Origin of the sequence: Bradyrhizobium oropedii, assembly GCF_020889685.1 — a bacterium.
Classification (GTDB): Bacteria; Pseudomonadota; Alphaproteobacteria; order Rhizobiales; family Xanthobacteraceae; genus Bradyrhizobium; species Bradyrhizobium oropedii.
The window spans coordinates 1-13,592 of the sequence record NZ_JACMYO010000035.1 but is presented as its reverse complement, the minus strand read 5'-3'; the positions used below and the strand labels follow the sequence as shown (position 1 = coordinate 13,592).

Genomic DNA, 13,592 nt, shown 5'->3' with positions numbered 1-13,592 from the left:
ATCGTTCCTCGATTGTTTCGGTTGCTGTGATTTCCCTGAGGCTCAGTCCTGCTCCTTGATCTGACCGCTGCTGTCGATCACGAGCCGCACCGGCTTGCCGTTCTTCATCGCTTTCGCCGTGATGCCCTCGGCCGTCGACTTGACGTCGCTGACATTCGCGTAGCCGGCGGCCTGAAGCTTCGCGACCAACTCGTCCTGCGTCATGGCACGGGCGGGCACGGCGGTGCCCGCGATCGCGAGCGCAAGGATGAGGTGGAAGAGTTTTCGCTTCTGCATGGTCGTTCTCCTGGTTGTGTTGTGCTGCCCCAGGTTCTTCGGATGCGCGGCTGTCAGTTCAGATAACGCCCGGCAGCCGCACTTGGACGTCCGCGATGCAGGTTGATGCGAGGATGCCAGGCATCCTCGCACCGAACCGGACGGTCATCGCCGTCACGGCTTCACCTTGCTGGTCGGCCAGTTGTGGGTTTCCCTCGTCGCATCGCGGCACCAGCGATAGAAGGCGTCGTAGAGCAGCATCCCGGCGCTCAACTGTTCGAGGTCGTCGTCGAACATCCGCGACAGGCCGAGCGAGGCGGCAAGCAGCCCGGGCGCCTCCGGCGAGAGCTCGAGCCGCGCGGTGTCCGCCGCCCGCACCATCGTCGCGAGCCGCTCCAGCGCCGGCGTCGAGAGGCCGAATTCCTTGACCATCACGTCAAGGGTGCAGAGCTCGCCGCGATGGCTCCAGAACACGTTCTCGATATCGAACGGCGTGGCGTCGAACCGTTCGGCGACGGCCTCGACCTCCGCTGATGCGACGAACAGGAACACAGCCGCGGGATCGACAAAGCGCCGGATCAGCCATGGACAGGCGATGCGATCGATCTTCGGCCGCGATCGCGTCACCCAGACGGTACGGCCCCGTCCGTCACGTTGCGGAATCTTGTCGGCGGGAATCGTCGGAAGCTCCGCTTCCTTCCAGGCGAGGTGGCCGCCCTCGAGGACTTCGGCCGCAATGTTGTTGCAGCGGAGCCAGGCGGCGGCGCCTTCGCTGAGCTTCTGTCCCTTCTGGCAGACGATCACCACGGATTGGCCGGTGAGGCCGGGAGCCCAGTCCTGAACGTCGCGATGGGAGTGCCTGACAGCGCCCGGGATCAAACGCGGGTCGGCGGCGAAATCCTCATCGATACGAACGTCGACGAGGGTCGGCGCCTTGGCGGTGCCGATGAGACGAGACAATTTTTCTGATGAGATCGATGTGTATGACGACATGGTGCGTCCTTGGTGAACAGGACGCGATTCTTGGGCATGTCGCCTCGCGGGGAGATCGCACATCCCCGTGCTTCGAATTAAGACCTTGTGCCGATCGATGTCAACCTGAGTGCGCCGCCGTCATCGACGAAACGTCCAGGTCACTGTCACGAACATTTCACCTGCGCGGTTAGGAACAATATCTCGGGTGCAGCGCAAGGCTCGCCGCGAGACACAGACACTGTCGCGATTGCTGCGATCTAGAAGCCGCAATCCCTGAATTGCTTTGCGCCGGGGCGAAATCGCGAGCCGACCTCAACGAAGTCCACGTCCAGGCACTGGTTGCCCCGACGGAACGCGCCGACGCCATCGCACCGGAGATATTCCAGGTTGATCCGCCAGCGCTTCTCGCGAGGCGAATAGGTTGCGAAGTCGTGTTGGGCGCTGGCTGGTCCTCGGCAAATCCCCGCGATGTATTGCCGGACCTCGGTCGGCAGGTCGTCGATGTGATCGGAATTCCAGGGGCCGTCATTGTGCCCGATGCTGCTCTTGGACATGGCGGCCAGTGCGCTCGAAAGCAGAATCGGGATGGCCAACATCAGGATGTGGAGTTTCATGTGACGCCTCCCTTCCGTGGTCTCGCTAGTCCTGCTCTTGAATTGACCGTGTTCAATGCCGTCCGTGCGGCAAACCCCAGGTAAGCCATGCCATCGGCGTAAGCTCCGCCAGCTTCCCCGCGCCACTGCCGGGCGCGGAGCGCATTGACTCATATAGGGTACCCCCCTATATTATAGAAATGTCGCACACGATCACGCACAAGTCCAAGCTCGTCGGCCGGGTTCGCCGCATCAAGGGTCAGTTGGAGGCCGTCGAGCGGGCACTGGAGTCCGAGATCGGCTGTGCCGACGTGTTGATGCTGGTGGCCTCGGTTCGCGGCGCCATCAACGGCCTCACCGCGGAACTGCTCGAGGATCACATCCGCCATCACGTGGTGGATCCTGCCCGGGAAACGGATCCCGAGAAGGCGCAGGGCGCCGCGGATCTGATCGACGTCGTTCGTACCTATTTGAAGTGAAGCACATGACCGATCTGTCTCAACTGCTCCAGCAGAGCAGCGCGCATGCATGGCTGTTCATACCCAGTGCGATCCTGCTCGGCGCACTGCACGGCCTCGAGCCCGGCCACTCCAAGACGATGATGGCGGCCTTCATCGTCGCGATCCGCGGCACGGTGGCGCAGGCGGTGCTGCTTGGCCTGTCGGCCACGATTTCGCACACGGCCGTCGTCTGGACCGTCGCGCTGGCGGGGCTGCATTTCGGCCAGCAATGGTCCGGCGAACGCAGCGAAGCCTGGCTGCAACTGGTGTCGGCTGCGATCATCATCGCGATCGCAGCCTGGATGGCCTGGCGCACCTGGCGCGAGCAGAATGGCGAACACGACCATCACCATGATCACGATCATCACCATCACGACGAAACCCGCCAATTGACCCTGGCCGGGCAGCCGCTGTCGCTCGAAGTCTACGAGGATGGCGTGCCGCCGCGCTGGCGGCTGCGCAGCGAGGCCGGGGCGTTGCCGGCGGCCGGCGAGGTTGAGGTCGTGACGATCCGCCCCGACGGCAGCGAGCAGCATTTTCGCTTCACCGAGCGGGACGGCTATCTCGAGAGCATCGATGAAATTCCGGAGCCGCACGCCTTCAAGGCGCGCGTCTCGGTGCGGGCGGACACGGCGGAGGTCCTGTTCGAGGAGCATGACCATGCGCATATGGATCTCGGCGACGAGGACGATGCACATGCCCGCGCGCACGCCGCCGATATCCGCAAGCGCTTTGCCGGACGCACCGTCACGACGGGACAGATCATTCTGTTCGGCCTGACCGGCGGGCTCATTCCATGCCCGGCGGCGATCACCGTGCTGCTGCTCTGTCTCCAGCTCAAGCAGTTCAGCGTCGGCTTCGTGCTGGTGCTCTGCTTCGGCATCGGGCTTGCGATCACCATGGTCTCGGCCGGTGTTGCGGCCGCGCTAAGCCTTCGCCACGTCGAGCGTCATTGGGGCGGCTTCAGCCGCTTTGCCCAACGCGCCCCCTACGTGTCCGTCGTGCTGATCGTGCTGGTCGGCCTCTATACGGGCTGGTCGGGATGGCACGGGATCATGGCCTGATCCGGCATCGGCATCCGATCCGCGTCATCCCATTTCCATCTTGAAAGCTGCGCGCGGTGGTCTAGAGTCCCTCCCACGGGGACCAGGCAGACTCCCGGTGAGACTTCGGTCCAAGCTCTGCGCGACACTCAACGTCGTGGAGCTTTCATATGGACACCGAACAGCACACATCTCATCGTTCCAAGATTGCGATCCTGTGGCGCGGCGATGCCGCGTCGCGCAGCGATGCGACGCCGCAGAACAGCCGTTTCGTTCGCGTCTTCGAAGCGCTCGAAGCCTCCGGCATCGAGGCCGTTCCCGTCGTCTATGACGAGACTTTCGCCGAATCCGTTCGCGACCAGTTGCTGACAATGGACGGCGTCCTCGTCTGGGTCGATCCGATCCATCAGGGCAAGACGCGCACAGCGCTCGATCCGCTGCTGCGCGAGGTCGCGGCCAAGGGGCCGATGAAACGTCCATGGGTCAGCGCGCATCCGGACGTCATCCTCAAGATGGGCGTCAAGGACGTGCTCTACCGAACCCGTCACCTGGGCTGGGGTGCCGACACGCATCGCTACGCCAGCGCGGACACCTTCCGTGCCGAATTCCCGTCGCGGCTACGCGCAAGCGGGCCCCGCGTGCTCAAGCAGAACCGTGGCAACGGCGGGCAGGGCGTCTGGAAGGTCGAGGCCTTGTCGGATGCGGATACAACGGTTCGCGTGCTCCACGCACTGCGCGGCAGCCAACCCGAAGAGATTCCGCTGGAGGTCTTCATGGCGCGCTGCGAGCCGTATTTCGGGTGGGGCGGCTGCATCATCGATCAGGCATTCCAGCCGCGGCTGCCCGAGGGCATGATCCGTTGCTATGTGAGCGGAGCGAAGGTCGCGGGCTTCGGACACCAGTTGATCAAAGCCTTGATCCCGCCGCCGCCGCAAGGTCCGGATTCGCCGGAAGCCCAGCCCGGACCGCGCATCATGCACGGCCCCGACGCTCCGCAATTCCAGGCGCTGCGAAGGCTGATGGAGGACGAATGGATCCCGCAACTGATGCAGGTGCTGACGATCGATGACGCGTCGCTGCCGGTGATCTGGGACGCGGATTTCCTCTACGGTCCGCGCGATGCTGACGGTGCCGACAGCTACGTGCTCTGCGAGATCAACGCGAGCTCGTGCTTCGCGATCCCCGACGAGGCGCCGGCCGCGATTGCGCGGACGGTGCGGGAGCGGATTCGTCGGACGATGGAGAGCGATGCCGCACGATAGCGCGACTTCCTCCATCGTCATTCTCCGGTGCGCAATTGCGCACCTGAGGGCTCGCGAAGCGAGAGCCCGGAATCCATCTCACCACGCGTTCTACGGCTTGATGGATTCCGGGCTCAGCCCTACGGGCTGCCCCGGAATGACGGGTGATGGAGTTTGCGCCCCTGCCACTGAATGCGGACGCATGCCCATGACACAGCGGCGGAGCCACAAACTCGCTGTCGTCCCTGCGAACGCAGGGACCCATAACCACAAATGGTCATTGTTGTGTGATGGCGGAACGACGAGCCCCGTTCACAACACGGGCCGCGGAGTATGGGTCCCTGCTTTCGCAGGGACGACAGGGCCACCTACTTCGCCCGCATCGCCTCAGGCGTATCGGGCTGCGCGGACGGATGCGCTTTCGCAAACGCCGGCAGCGCCATCGCGGTGTCGTGGATGCGCTTCACGGTCGGCCAGGGCGACAGACTGATCTGCTGGTTGATCGCCGCCGTGACGTGGCCGACCAGGCAGATGTCGGCGACGGTCGGCGCATCGCCGTGGCAGAACTGGCCGGTGGACTTGTGGCCGGCGAGGTGGCCCTCGAGCGCCGCCAGCGTTTCCACCGTCCAGTGCCGCCGCCAGGCGCCCTGCTGGCTGTCGCGCAGGTCCAGCTCGCGGTCGAGATAGCGGCGCACGCGGGGCGTCAGCAGCGGATGGCCTTCGCAGGCGACGATTAGCGCCAGGGCGCGCACCCGGGCGCGGCCGAGCGGATCGGCCGGCAGCAGCGGCGGGCTCGGATAGGTCTCGTCGAGATAGTCGATGATCGCGAGCGACTGGAACAGCACGGTGCCGTCGTCGGTCACCAGCGCCGGCAGCGCCATCTGCGGATTGATCTTGCGATAGGCATCGGCGCGATGCGCGTCCGCATCGAGATCGACGAGCACGATGTCGGCCGGCACGCCCTTGAGGTTGAGCGCGATCCGCACCCGAAAGCTCGCCAGCGATCGCCAGAAGGAGAAGAACTGCATGGAGTGCACTCCGCATTCTTCCCCTCTCCCCTTGTGGGAGAGGGTGCATAGGCGGCCTTCGGCCGCCGTCTTCAAATGAAGGACGCCGATGCTGCGCATCGGCTATGGCGGTAGCATCGCGGACGGGTGAGGGGTCTGCGTCCGTGGATAGAGACCCCTCATCCGTCGCGGACGATGTCCGCGACACCTTCTCCCACAAGGGGAGAAGGGAAGGAAGAGCTACCCCGCCCCCACCTTCTTCTTCCGCCAGGCCAGATGCACCGCGCAGGTGCAGCCTTGCGGATGCGAAGCCAGTTCCGCGTCGTTGGCAGGCGTAGCGGCGGGCGCGATGGCCTGGCCCTTGGCCCCGTCCTGCGACGGGATGTAGTTCAGCACCGGTGCGAGCCAGCGCTCGATCTCGGCGACGGTCATGGCCTTGCGCGCGGCATAGTCCTCGACCTGGTCGCGCTCGATCTTGCCGACGCCGAAATAGAAGCTTTCGGGATGCGAGAAATACAGGCCCGAGACCGACGAGCCCGGCCACATCGCATAGCTCTCCGTCAGCTTCACGCCGGCGGTGTTCTCGGCATCGAGCAGCGCGAACAGCGTCCGCTTCTCGGTGTGGTCGGGTTGCGCCGGATAGCCGGGCGCCGGGCGGATGCCGTCATACTTCTCGAGGATCAGTTCGTCCGCCGAGAACGTCTCGCCGGGCGCATAGGCCCAGAACTCCTTGCGCACGCGCTGGTGCATGCGCTCGGCAAAGGCCTCGGCCAGACGATCGGCCAGCGCCTTGCACAGGATCGAGGAGTAGTCGTCATTGGCGTTCTTGAACCGGTCGGCGACCGCGTCCTCGCCGATCCCCGCCGTGACGACGAAGCCGCCGATATAGTCGGGCACGCCGGTGTCTTTCGGCGCGACGAAGTCGGACAGCGCGGCGTTGAAGCGGCCCTCGCGCTTCTCGAGCTGCTGGCGCAGCGTGTGGAAGGTCGCGATCTTCTGCTTCCGCGTCTCGTCGGCATAGACCTCGACGTCGTCGCCGACGGCGTTCGCGGGCCAGAAGCCGATCGTGGCACGCGCGATGAACCATTTCTCGGCGATGATCGTGTCAAGCATCTTGCGCGCGTCGGCATAGAGCGAGCGGGCGACTTCGCCGACCTTGGGATCGTCGAGGATCGCCGGGAAGCGGCCGGTCAACTCCCAGGTCTGGAAGAACGGCGTCCAGTCGATGTAATCCGCGAGCTCGGCGAGATCGTAGGCGTCAAAACTCTTCAGCCCGAAGAAGGCCGGCTTCTTCGGCGGCACGGCTGCAAAGTCGATCGCGACCTTGTTGGCGCGGGCGTCGTTGAGCTTCAGCCGCTTCTTGTCGGCCTGGGCGCGGAAATGCGCCGTCGAGATTTTTGCGTATTCGGCCCGCACCTCGGCGGCATAGGCCTGTTTCTTCTCGGCCGATAGCAGCGAGGAGGCGACGCCGACGGCGCGGCTCGCGTCGTTGACATGCACGACCGGGCCGCCCGGATAGTTCGGATCGATCTTCACCGCGGTGTGCACACGGCTGGTGGTGGCACCGCCGATCAGAAGCGGCACGTTCATGCCCTGCCGTTCCAGCTCGCCGGCGAGGAAGCTCATCTCGTCGAGCGAGGGCGTGATCAGGCCGGACAGGCCGATGATGTCGGCGCCCTCGGCCTTCGCAGTCTCGATGATCTTGTTGGCGGGCACCATGACGCCGAGGTCGATGACCTCGAAGTTGTTGCACTGGAGCACGATGCCGACGATGTTCTTGCCGATGTCGTGGACGTCGCCCTTGACAGTCGCGAGCACGATCTTGCCCGCGGCGTTGCGGCCGCCGGTGATGCCATTGGCAAGGTTGCGCGCCTTCTCTTCCTCCATGAACGGCATCAGATAGGCGACAGCCTGCTTCATCACGCGCGCCGACTTCACGACCTGCGGCAGGAACATCTTGCCGTCGCCGAAGAGGTCGCCGACCACGTTCATGCCGGCCATCAGCGGCCCCTCGATGACGTCGAGCGGGCGGGTCGCGTTCTGGCGGGCGGCCTCGGTATCGGCCTCGATGTACTCGGTGATGCCGTGCACCAAAGCGTGCGACAGCCGCTTCTCGACCGGCCATTCGCGCCAGGCGAGATCCTGCTCCTTGGTCTGCTTCTCCTTGCCGCGGAATTTCTCGGCGAGCGCCAACAGCCGCTCGGACGCGCCGGGATCGCGGTTGAGGATGACGTCCTCGCAGGTCTGGCGCAGCTCGGGGTCGATGTCGTCATAGACGATCATCTGTCCTGCATTGACGATGCCCATATCCATGCCGGCATGGATCGCGTGATACAAGAATACCGAGTGCATCGCCTCGCGCACCGGCTCGTTGCCGCGGAACGAGAACGACAAATTGGAGACGCCGCCGGAGATGTGGGCACCCGGCAGGTTCTGGCGGATCCAGCGCGTCGCCTCGATGAAGTCGACGCCGTAATTGTTGTGCTCCTCGAGGCCGGTCGCGATCGCGAAGATATTCGGATCGAAGATGATGTCCTCGGGCGGGAAGTCGAGCCGGTTGACCAGGATGTCATAGGCGCGCTTGCAGATCTCGGTCTTGCGCGCGAACGTGTCGGCCTGGCCGGTCTCGTCGAACGCCATCACCACCACGGCGGCGCCGTGGCGCTTGGCGACCGTGGCCTCGTGCAGGAATTTCTCCTCGCCTTCCTTCATCGAGATCGAGTTCACGATCGGCTTGCCCTGGATGCACTTCAGGCCGGCCTCGATGACGTGGAACTTGGAGGAATCGACCATGACAGGCACGCGGGCGATGTCGGGCTCGGCGGCGACGAGGTTGAGGAACGTCACCATCGCGGCTTCCGAATCAAGGAGGCCTTCGTCCATGTTGACGTCGATGACCTGGGCGCCGTTCTCGACCTGGTCGCGCGCGACCTGAAGCGCTGCGGTGTAGTCGCCCGCGGTGATTAGCTTGCGGAAGCGTGCCGAACCGGTGACGTTGGTGCGTTCGCCGACGTTCACGAACGGGATTGCGTCGGTCAGCGTGAACGGCTCGAGGCCGGAGAGCTTGAGCCGCGGTTCGATCTCAGGCACGACGCGCGGCTTGTGCGGAGCGACTGCCCTGGCGATCGCGCCGATATGGTCGGGCGTGGTGCCGCAGCAGCCGCCGACGATGTTGACGAGGCCGGCTGCGGCGAACTCGCCGATCAAGCGCGCCATGTATTCCGGCGTCTCGTCATACTGGCCGAACTCGTTGGGCAGGCCGGCGTTCGGATAGGCACACACAAGCGTGTCGGCGACGCGGCCAATGTCGGCGATGTGCGCACGCAGATCCTCGGCGCCGAGCGCGCAGTTGAAGCCGATCGTGATCGGCCTGGCATGCCGCACCGAATGCCAGAATGCCTCCGGCAACTGGCCGGAGAGCAGGCGGCCGGACTTGTCGGTGATGGTGCCGGAAATCATCACGGGCACGTCGATGCCGCGCTCCTCGATGATCTCGGCGATCGCATACAGCGCCGCCTTGGCGTTCAGCGTGTCGAAGATGGTCTCGACCAGCAGCAGGTCGGCGCCGCCATCGAGCAGGCCCTTGGCCTGTTCGCCATAGGCCTTGCGCAGATCGTCGAAGGTCACTGCGCGATAGCCGGGATTGGAGACGTCCGGCGAGATCGAGGCGGTGCGGTTGGTCGGGCCGAGCGCGCCGGCGACAAAGCGTTGCTTGCCGTCTTCGGCCGACACCCGCTCGGCGGCGGCGCGGGCGAGCCGGGCACCTTGCAGGTTCAGCTCATAGGCGAGATCCGACATGTCGTAGTCGGCCTGCGCGATCGAGGTCGAGGAGAAGGTGTTGGTCGCGACGATGTCGGCACCGGCACGCAAATAGGCGGCGTGGATGTCCGTGATCGCCTCGGCCTGGGTCAGGATCAAGAGATCGTTGTTGCCCTTGATGTCGCGGTGGAAGTCCGCAAAGCGCGCGCCACGGAAGGCGGCCTCGTCGAACTGCAGGCCCTGGATCATCGTGCCCATGGCGCCGTCGAGCACCAGGATGCGCTCACGGGCAGCCGCGAGCAAAGCGGTACGCTTCGCAGAAACAGGAATGGTCATGGATCAGGCAGCTTTCTGGGCACCGTTCGGCCGGATGCCGAGCAGGTGGCTGATCGCGAACACGAGGTCCGCGCGGTTCATGGTGTAGAAGTGGAAGGTGTCGACGCCGTGCTTGAACAGCTTCTGCACCTGGCCGGCGGCGACGGTGGCCGCGACCAGCTTGCGGGTCTCGGCGTCGTTGTCGAGGCCCTCGAACTTCTCGGCGAGCCAGTCCGGCACGCTGGTGCCGGCGCGGGTGACGAAATTGCGGGCCTGCTTGAAATTGTGCATCGGCATGATGCCCGGCACGATCGGAATCTCGATGCCGCGCGCCCGCACCCTGTCGACATAGCGATGGTAGAGGTCGTTGTCGAAGAACACCTGGGTGATCGCGCGCGTCGCGCCGGCGTCGACCTTGGCCTTCAGCGTGTCGATGTCGGCGTCGAAGTCCGTGGCTTCGGGATGCTTCTCGGGATAGGCGGACACCGAGATCTCGATGTCGGCGTGGCGCTTCTTGATGCCGGCGACGAGCTCGGCCGAGCTCTGGTAGCCGTCGGGATGAGTGAAGTAGGGTGTGCCGATGCCGCCGGGCGGATCGCCGCGCAGCGCCACGATGTGGCGGACGCCGACCTCATGGTAGCGGTCGACGATGTCGTCGATCTCGCTGCGCGAGGCGCTGACGCAGGTCAGATGCGCGGCCGGCAGCAGATCGGTCTCGCGCAGGATGCGGCTGATGGTCGAATGGGTGCGCTCACGGGTCGAGCCACCGGCGCCGTAGGTGACCGAGACGAAGTTCGGCGTCAGCGGCGCCAGGCGATTGATGGTCTCCCAGAGATTGCGCTCCATCTCCTCGGTCTTCGGAGGGAAGAATTCGAAGGAGATTTTCGGTGCCTTCGGCGTACGCTGGCCGTTCGGCACGGAGGAAATGATCTCGGTCATGATACGCAAAGGCTCCGCAACTGGAGGGCAGACGTCCGGCCTTGATATGGAGGCCCCAAGATAGGCCAAACGGGTGGGCTAAAACAGCCCATCGGATATGGGAAATTGCCCATTGTCAGCAAAGAAGCGGAAAAAATGGACTGCGGGGCACGCGCGATGGGCGGTGGCGCGTTCCGTCGTTTGAGTTCATAATATATTGAAATATATGTAATAAATATCAAATCGGCAGTGGGTGAGATGTTGGAATGAAGTGTGGGCAAACCGTTATTTCAATGAATCGTCTTCTTTTGTCCCAAAAGTCCGGCGGCGCCGACATCGGCCTTCCGTTGCGGGACTGGTCTGCGTGGTCGGGGACTTTGTCGCCTCGTGACGTCACACTAGGTTGACGGCCATGATCCCGCTCTCCGTCCTCGACCTCTCCGTCGTCACCACCGGCACAAAGCCCGCCGCTGCGCTGCGCAACAGCATCGATCTGGCGCGCCATGTCGATGGCCTCGGCTATGTCCGCTACTGGCTCGCCGAGCACCACAACCTCGCCTCCGTCGCGAGCCCGGCGCCCGATCTGATGATCGGGCAGATCGCGGCGGTGACGCAGCACATCCGCGTCGGCTCCGGCGGCGTGATGCTGCCCAACCATGCGCCGCTTGTCGTTGCCGAGCGCTTCAAGATGCTGGAGGCGCTGTTTCCCGGCCGCATCGATCTCGGCCTCGGCCGTGCGCCCGGCACCGACGGTGCCACCGCCTATGCGCTGCGCAGCCGGCTCGATCGCCGCGAGGGCGACGACTTCCTCGAACGGCTGCACGAGCTGACGTTGTGGGAGACGCGCGATTTCCCGGCCGGTCATCCCTACAACAATGTGGTGGCGATGCCCGACGATTCGCCGCTGCCGCCGATCTGGCTGCTCGGTTCGAGCGACTATTCCGCCGAGCTCGCGGCGCAGGTCGGGATGGGCTTTGCGTTCGCGCATCATTTCGCCACTCACGACGCGATCGCGGCGATGACCAATTATCGTGCGCATTTCAAGCCGTCGGGCTGGCGCGCGACGCCGCAATCGATCCTGGCGGTCGCCGTGGTGACGGCGGAGACCGATGTGGAAGCCGAGCGGCTAGCGATGTCGATGGATCTCAACCGGCTGCGCCGCGACCGCGGCCAGTATCTGCCGCTGCCGAGCGTCGAGGAGGCAGAGGCCTATCCCTACACTGATGCCGAGCGCGCCTCGATCGCCCGCAACCGCGCGCGACTTTTCGTCGGCAGTACCGCTACCGTGATGACCAAGCTGGAGCCGCTGATTGCGGCGACGCAGGCAGACGAATTGATGGTGATCACCGCGGTTTACGATCACGCGGCGCGGAAGAAGTCCTACAGCCTGCTTGCCGAGGCGTTCGGGCTTGCGAGGAGGGCCGCCGCATAACAATCGTCGTCCCGGCCTGCGCCGGGACGACGGATGGGAAGACTACTTCGCGCTCAGCTTAGTCCTGCGTCTCGCTGAAGGTCGCGCGGAACGGGTTGCCGGGATAGACGCCGAGGATGCGGAATTCGCGCGAGAAGAACTTCAATTCCTCCAGCGCAAAGGCGAGCCCGCGGTCGTCGGGGTGGCCGTCGACATCGGCGTAGAATTGCGTGGCGAAGAAATTGCCGTCGACCATGTAGCTTTCGAGCTTGGTCATGTTGACGCCGTTGGTGGCGAATCCGCCCAGTGCCTTGTAGAGCGCGGCGGGCAGGTTGCGAACCCGGAAGACAAAGCTCGTGACCAGCGGCCCCGAGCCCTGCGCTGCCCATTTGGCCTCGCGCGCCAGCACCACGAAGCGGGTGGTGTTGTGCGCCTCGTCCTCGATGTCCTCGGCGAGAATGTTGAGGCCATAGATATCGGCAGCGAGGCGCGAGGCGATCGCGGCCACGCTCTTGTCGCCGCGTTCGGAGACATCGCGGGCGCTGCCGGCGGTATCGCCGGCGACGATCGGCTTGATGCCGAGCTTGCGGATCGTGCGCCGGCACTGGCCGAGCGCCTGGACATGGCTTTCCACGCTCTTGATGTCGGCGAGCTTGACGCCCTTGATCGCCATCAATTGGTGGCGGATCGGCAAAAACCATTCGCCGACGATGAACAGGCCCGAAGCGGGCAGCAGATGATGGATGTCGGCGACCCGGCCGGCGACCGAATTCTCGATCGGGATCATGCCGAGATCAGCCTCGCCCGAGGAGATCGCGGCCAGCGCGTCCTCGAAGGTCGGGCAGGGCATCGGCTCGGCGTCGGGATAGGCCTCGACGATCGCGATGTGGGAATTGGCGCCAGGCTCGCCCTGGAACGCGATTTTCAGCTTCTTGGTCATGGGTGGCCTTTTACCAGCCGCTCAGGCTTTGGAAAGGATGCTGCGGGCGGTTTCGAGGTCTGCCGAGGTGTCGACGCCGCGAGGAACGGTGTCGACGATGGTGATGTCGATCCGCATTCCGGCCTCGAGCGCACGCAATTGCTCGAGCTTTTCCTGCAACTCCAGCGGCGAGGGCGGCAGCCGCACGAACCGCTCCAGCGCGGGGCGGCGGTAGGCGTAGAGCCCGATATGATGGTAGCGCGGTCCGTCGCCATGCGGCGCCGTGGCGCGCGTGAAATAAAGCGCCCGCAACCGGTTGGCGCCGATCGGGGAGCCGACGGCCTTGACGACGCTGGGGGCCCGATCCTCCTCCTCGGTATGAATCTGCGAGGCCAGGGTCGAGATATCGACCGCGGGATCGTCGAGCGCCGGCATCACGCTGCGGATGGTCTCGGGCGTGATGGTCGGGAAATCGCCCTGCAGGTTGACCACGATCTCGGCGCGGCCGTCCGGATCGAGGATCGTCATCGCTTCATGGATCCGGTCCGAGCCGGACGGATGATCGGGGCGCGTCATCACCACTTCGCCGCCGGCGGCCTTCACGGCGCTCGCGATCTCGGCCGTGTCGGTGGCGACGGCAACCCGGCCGATCCCGG

12 protein-coding genes are annotated in these 13,592 nt (G+C 64.9%); 4 read left to right on the top strand and 8 right to left on the bottom strand.

The window, feature by feature from the left end; all coding sequences use genetic code 11:
* Positions 1-42: 42 nt before the first annotated feature.
* From H8A95_RS12455 to H8A95_RS12445, 3 genes are all read right to left on the bottom strand, one after another.
* On the bottom strand, positions 43-276 hold the full coding sequence (locus H8A95_RS12455) for a PepSY domain-containing protein (RefSeq protein WP_229183406.1): 234 nt from the start codon (positions 274-276) through the stop codon (positions 43-45).
* A 153-nt stretch (positions 277-429) separates the two neighbouring features.
* Positions 430-1,248, bottom strand: a complete 819-nt coding sequence (locus H8A95_RS12450) for a chromate resistance protein ChrB domain-containing protein (RefSeq protein ID WP_229183404.1) — start codon at positions 1,246-1,248, stop codon at positions 430-432.
* 239 nt (positions 1,249-1,487) lie between these two features.
* Positions 1,488-1,844, bottom strand: a complete 357-nt coding sequence (locus H8A95_RS12445) for a hypothetical protein (RefSeq protein ID WP_229183402.1) — start codon at positions 1,842-1,844, stop codon at positions 1,488-1,490.
* 179 nt (positions 1,845-2,023) lie between these two features.
* Here H8A95_RS12445 and H8A95_RS12440 point away from each other — a divergent pair, with 179 nt between their 5' ends.
* The 3 genes from H8A95_RS12440 to H8A95_RS12430 all read left to right on the top strand — a co-directional run bounded on the left by H8A95_RS12440 (position 2,024) and on the right by H8A95_RS12430 (position 4,628).
* Complete coding sequence (locus H8A95_RS12440) at positions 2,024-2,302, top strand: metal/formaldehyde-sensitive transcriptional repressor (protein ID WP_229183401.1); 279 nt, start codon at positions 2,024-2,026, stop codon at positions 2,300-2,302.
* Positions 2,303-2,307: 5 nt separating this feature from the next.
* Complete coding sequence (locus H8A95_RS12435) at positions 2,308-3,387, top strand: nickel/cobalt efflux transporter (protein WP_229183400.1); 1,080 nt, start codon at positions 2,308-2,310, stop codon at positions 3,385-3,387.
* A 149-nt stretch (positions 3,388-3,536) separates the two neighbouring features.
* Complete coding sequence (locus H8A95_RS12430) at positions 3,537-4,628, top strand: Cj0069 family protein (RefSeq protein ID WP_229183398.1); 1,092 nt, start codon at positions 3,537-3,539, stop codon at positions 4,626-4,628.
* A gap of 347 nt (positions 4,629-4,975) precedes the next feature.
* Here H8A95_RS12430 and maiA read toward each other — a convergent pair whose 3' ends face one another.
* The 3 genes from maiA to metF form a co-directional block, all read right to left on the bottom strand.
* Positions 4,976-5,635, bottom strand: coding sequence for a maleylacetoacetate isomerase (gene maiA, locus H8A95_RS12425; protein WP_229183397.1), 660 nt, complete (start codon positions 5,633-5,635; stop codon positions 4,976-4,978).
* 219 nt (positions 5,636-5,854) lie between these two features.
* Entirely contained in the window at positions 5,855-9,709 is a 3,855-nt protein-coding gene (gene metH, locus H8A95_RS12420) for a methionine synthase (protein ID WP_229183396.1), read from the bottom strand.
* Between the two features lie 3 nt (positions 9,710-9,712).
* The gene (gene metF / locus H8A95_RS12415; protein WP_163153687.1) at positions 9,713-10,627 is read right to left on the bottom strand and encodes a methylenetetrahydrofolate reductase [NAD(P)H]; all 915 of its coding nucleotides are present in this window, start codon (positions 10,625-10,627) and stop codon (positions 9,713-9,715) included.
* A gap of 391 nt (positions 10,628-11,018) precedes the next feature.
* On the opposite strand from metF, the gene H8A95_RS12410 reads away from it, so the two are divergent.
* A complete protein-coding gene (locus H8A95_RS12410; protein WP_229183395.1) occupies positions 11,019-12,038 on the top strand; it encodes an LLM class flavin-dependent oxidoreductase in 1,020 nt (339 codons plus the stop codon).
* A gap of 58 nt (positions 12,039-12,096) precedes the next feature.
* On the opposite strand, the gene H8A95_RS12405 is transcribed toward H8A95_RS12410, so the two are convergent.
* Both H8A95_RS12405 and H8A95_RS12400 read right to left on the bottom strand, forming a co-directional pair.
* Positions 12,097-12,957 (bottom strand): prephenate dehydratase, encoded by an 861-nt coding sequence (locus tag H8A95_RS12405; protein WP_163153691.1) that lies wholly within the window; start codon positions 12,955-12,957, stop codon positions 12,097-12,099.
* Between the two features lie 21 nt (positions 12,958-12,978).
* Positions 12,979-13,592 (bottom strand): 3-deoxy-manno-octulosonate cytidylyltransferase (locus H8A95_RS12400; protein WP_229183394.1); only part of this gene is annotated, 614 nt, incomplete at its 5' end.

Excerpts from the sequence above, each read along its gene's own strand:
- H8A95_RS12455 (WP_229183406.1), bottom strand. The coding sequence starts at position 276 with ATGCAGAAGCGAAAACTCTTCCACCTCATCCTTGCGCTCGCGATCGCG.
- H8A95_RS12450 (WP_229183404.1), bottom strand. The coding sequence starts at position 1,248 with ATGTCGTCATACACATCGATCTCATCAGAAAAATTGTCTCGTCTCATC.
- H8A95_RS12445 (WP_229183402.1), bottom strand. The coding sequence starts at position 1,844 with ATGAAACTCCACATCCTGATGTTGGCCATCCCGATTCTGCTTTCGAGC.
- H8A95_RS12440 (WP_229183401.1), top strand. The coding sequence starts at position 2,024 with ATGTCGCACACGATCACGCACAAGTCCAAGCTCGTCGGCCGGGTTCGC.
- H8A95_RS12435 (WP_229183400.1), top strand. The coding sequence starts at position 2,308 with ATGACCGATCTGTCTCAACTGCTCCAGCAGAGCAGCGCGCATGCATGG.
- H8A95_RS12430 (WP_229183398.1), top strand. The coding sequence starts at position 3,537 with ATGGACACCGAACAGCACACATCTCATCGTTCCAAGATTGCGATCCTG.
- maiA (WP_229183397.1), bottom strand. The coding sequence starts at position 5,635 with ATGCAGTTCTTCTCCTTCTGGCGATCGCTGGCGAGCTTTCGGGTGCGG.
- metH (WP_229183396.1), bottom strand. The coding sequence starts at position 9,709 with ATGACCATTCCTGTTTCTGCGAAGCGTACCGCTTTGCTCGCGGCTGCC.
- metF (WP_163153687.1), bottom strand. The coding sequence starts at position 10,627 with ATGACCGAGATCATTTCCTCCGTGCCGAACGGCCAGCGTACGCCGAAG.
- H8A95_RS12410 (WP_229183395.1), top strand. The coding sequence starts at position 11,019 with ATGATCCCGCTCTCCGTCCTCGACCTCTCCGTCGTCACCACCGGCACA.
- H8A95_RS12405 (WP_163153691.1), bottom strand. The coding sequence starts at position 12,957 with ATGACCAAGAAGCTGAAAATCGCGTTCCAGGGCGAGCCTGGCGCCAAT.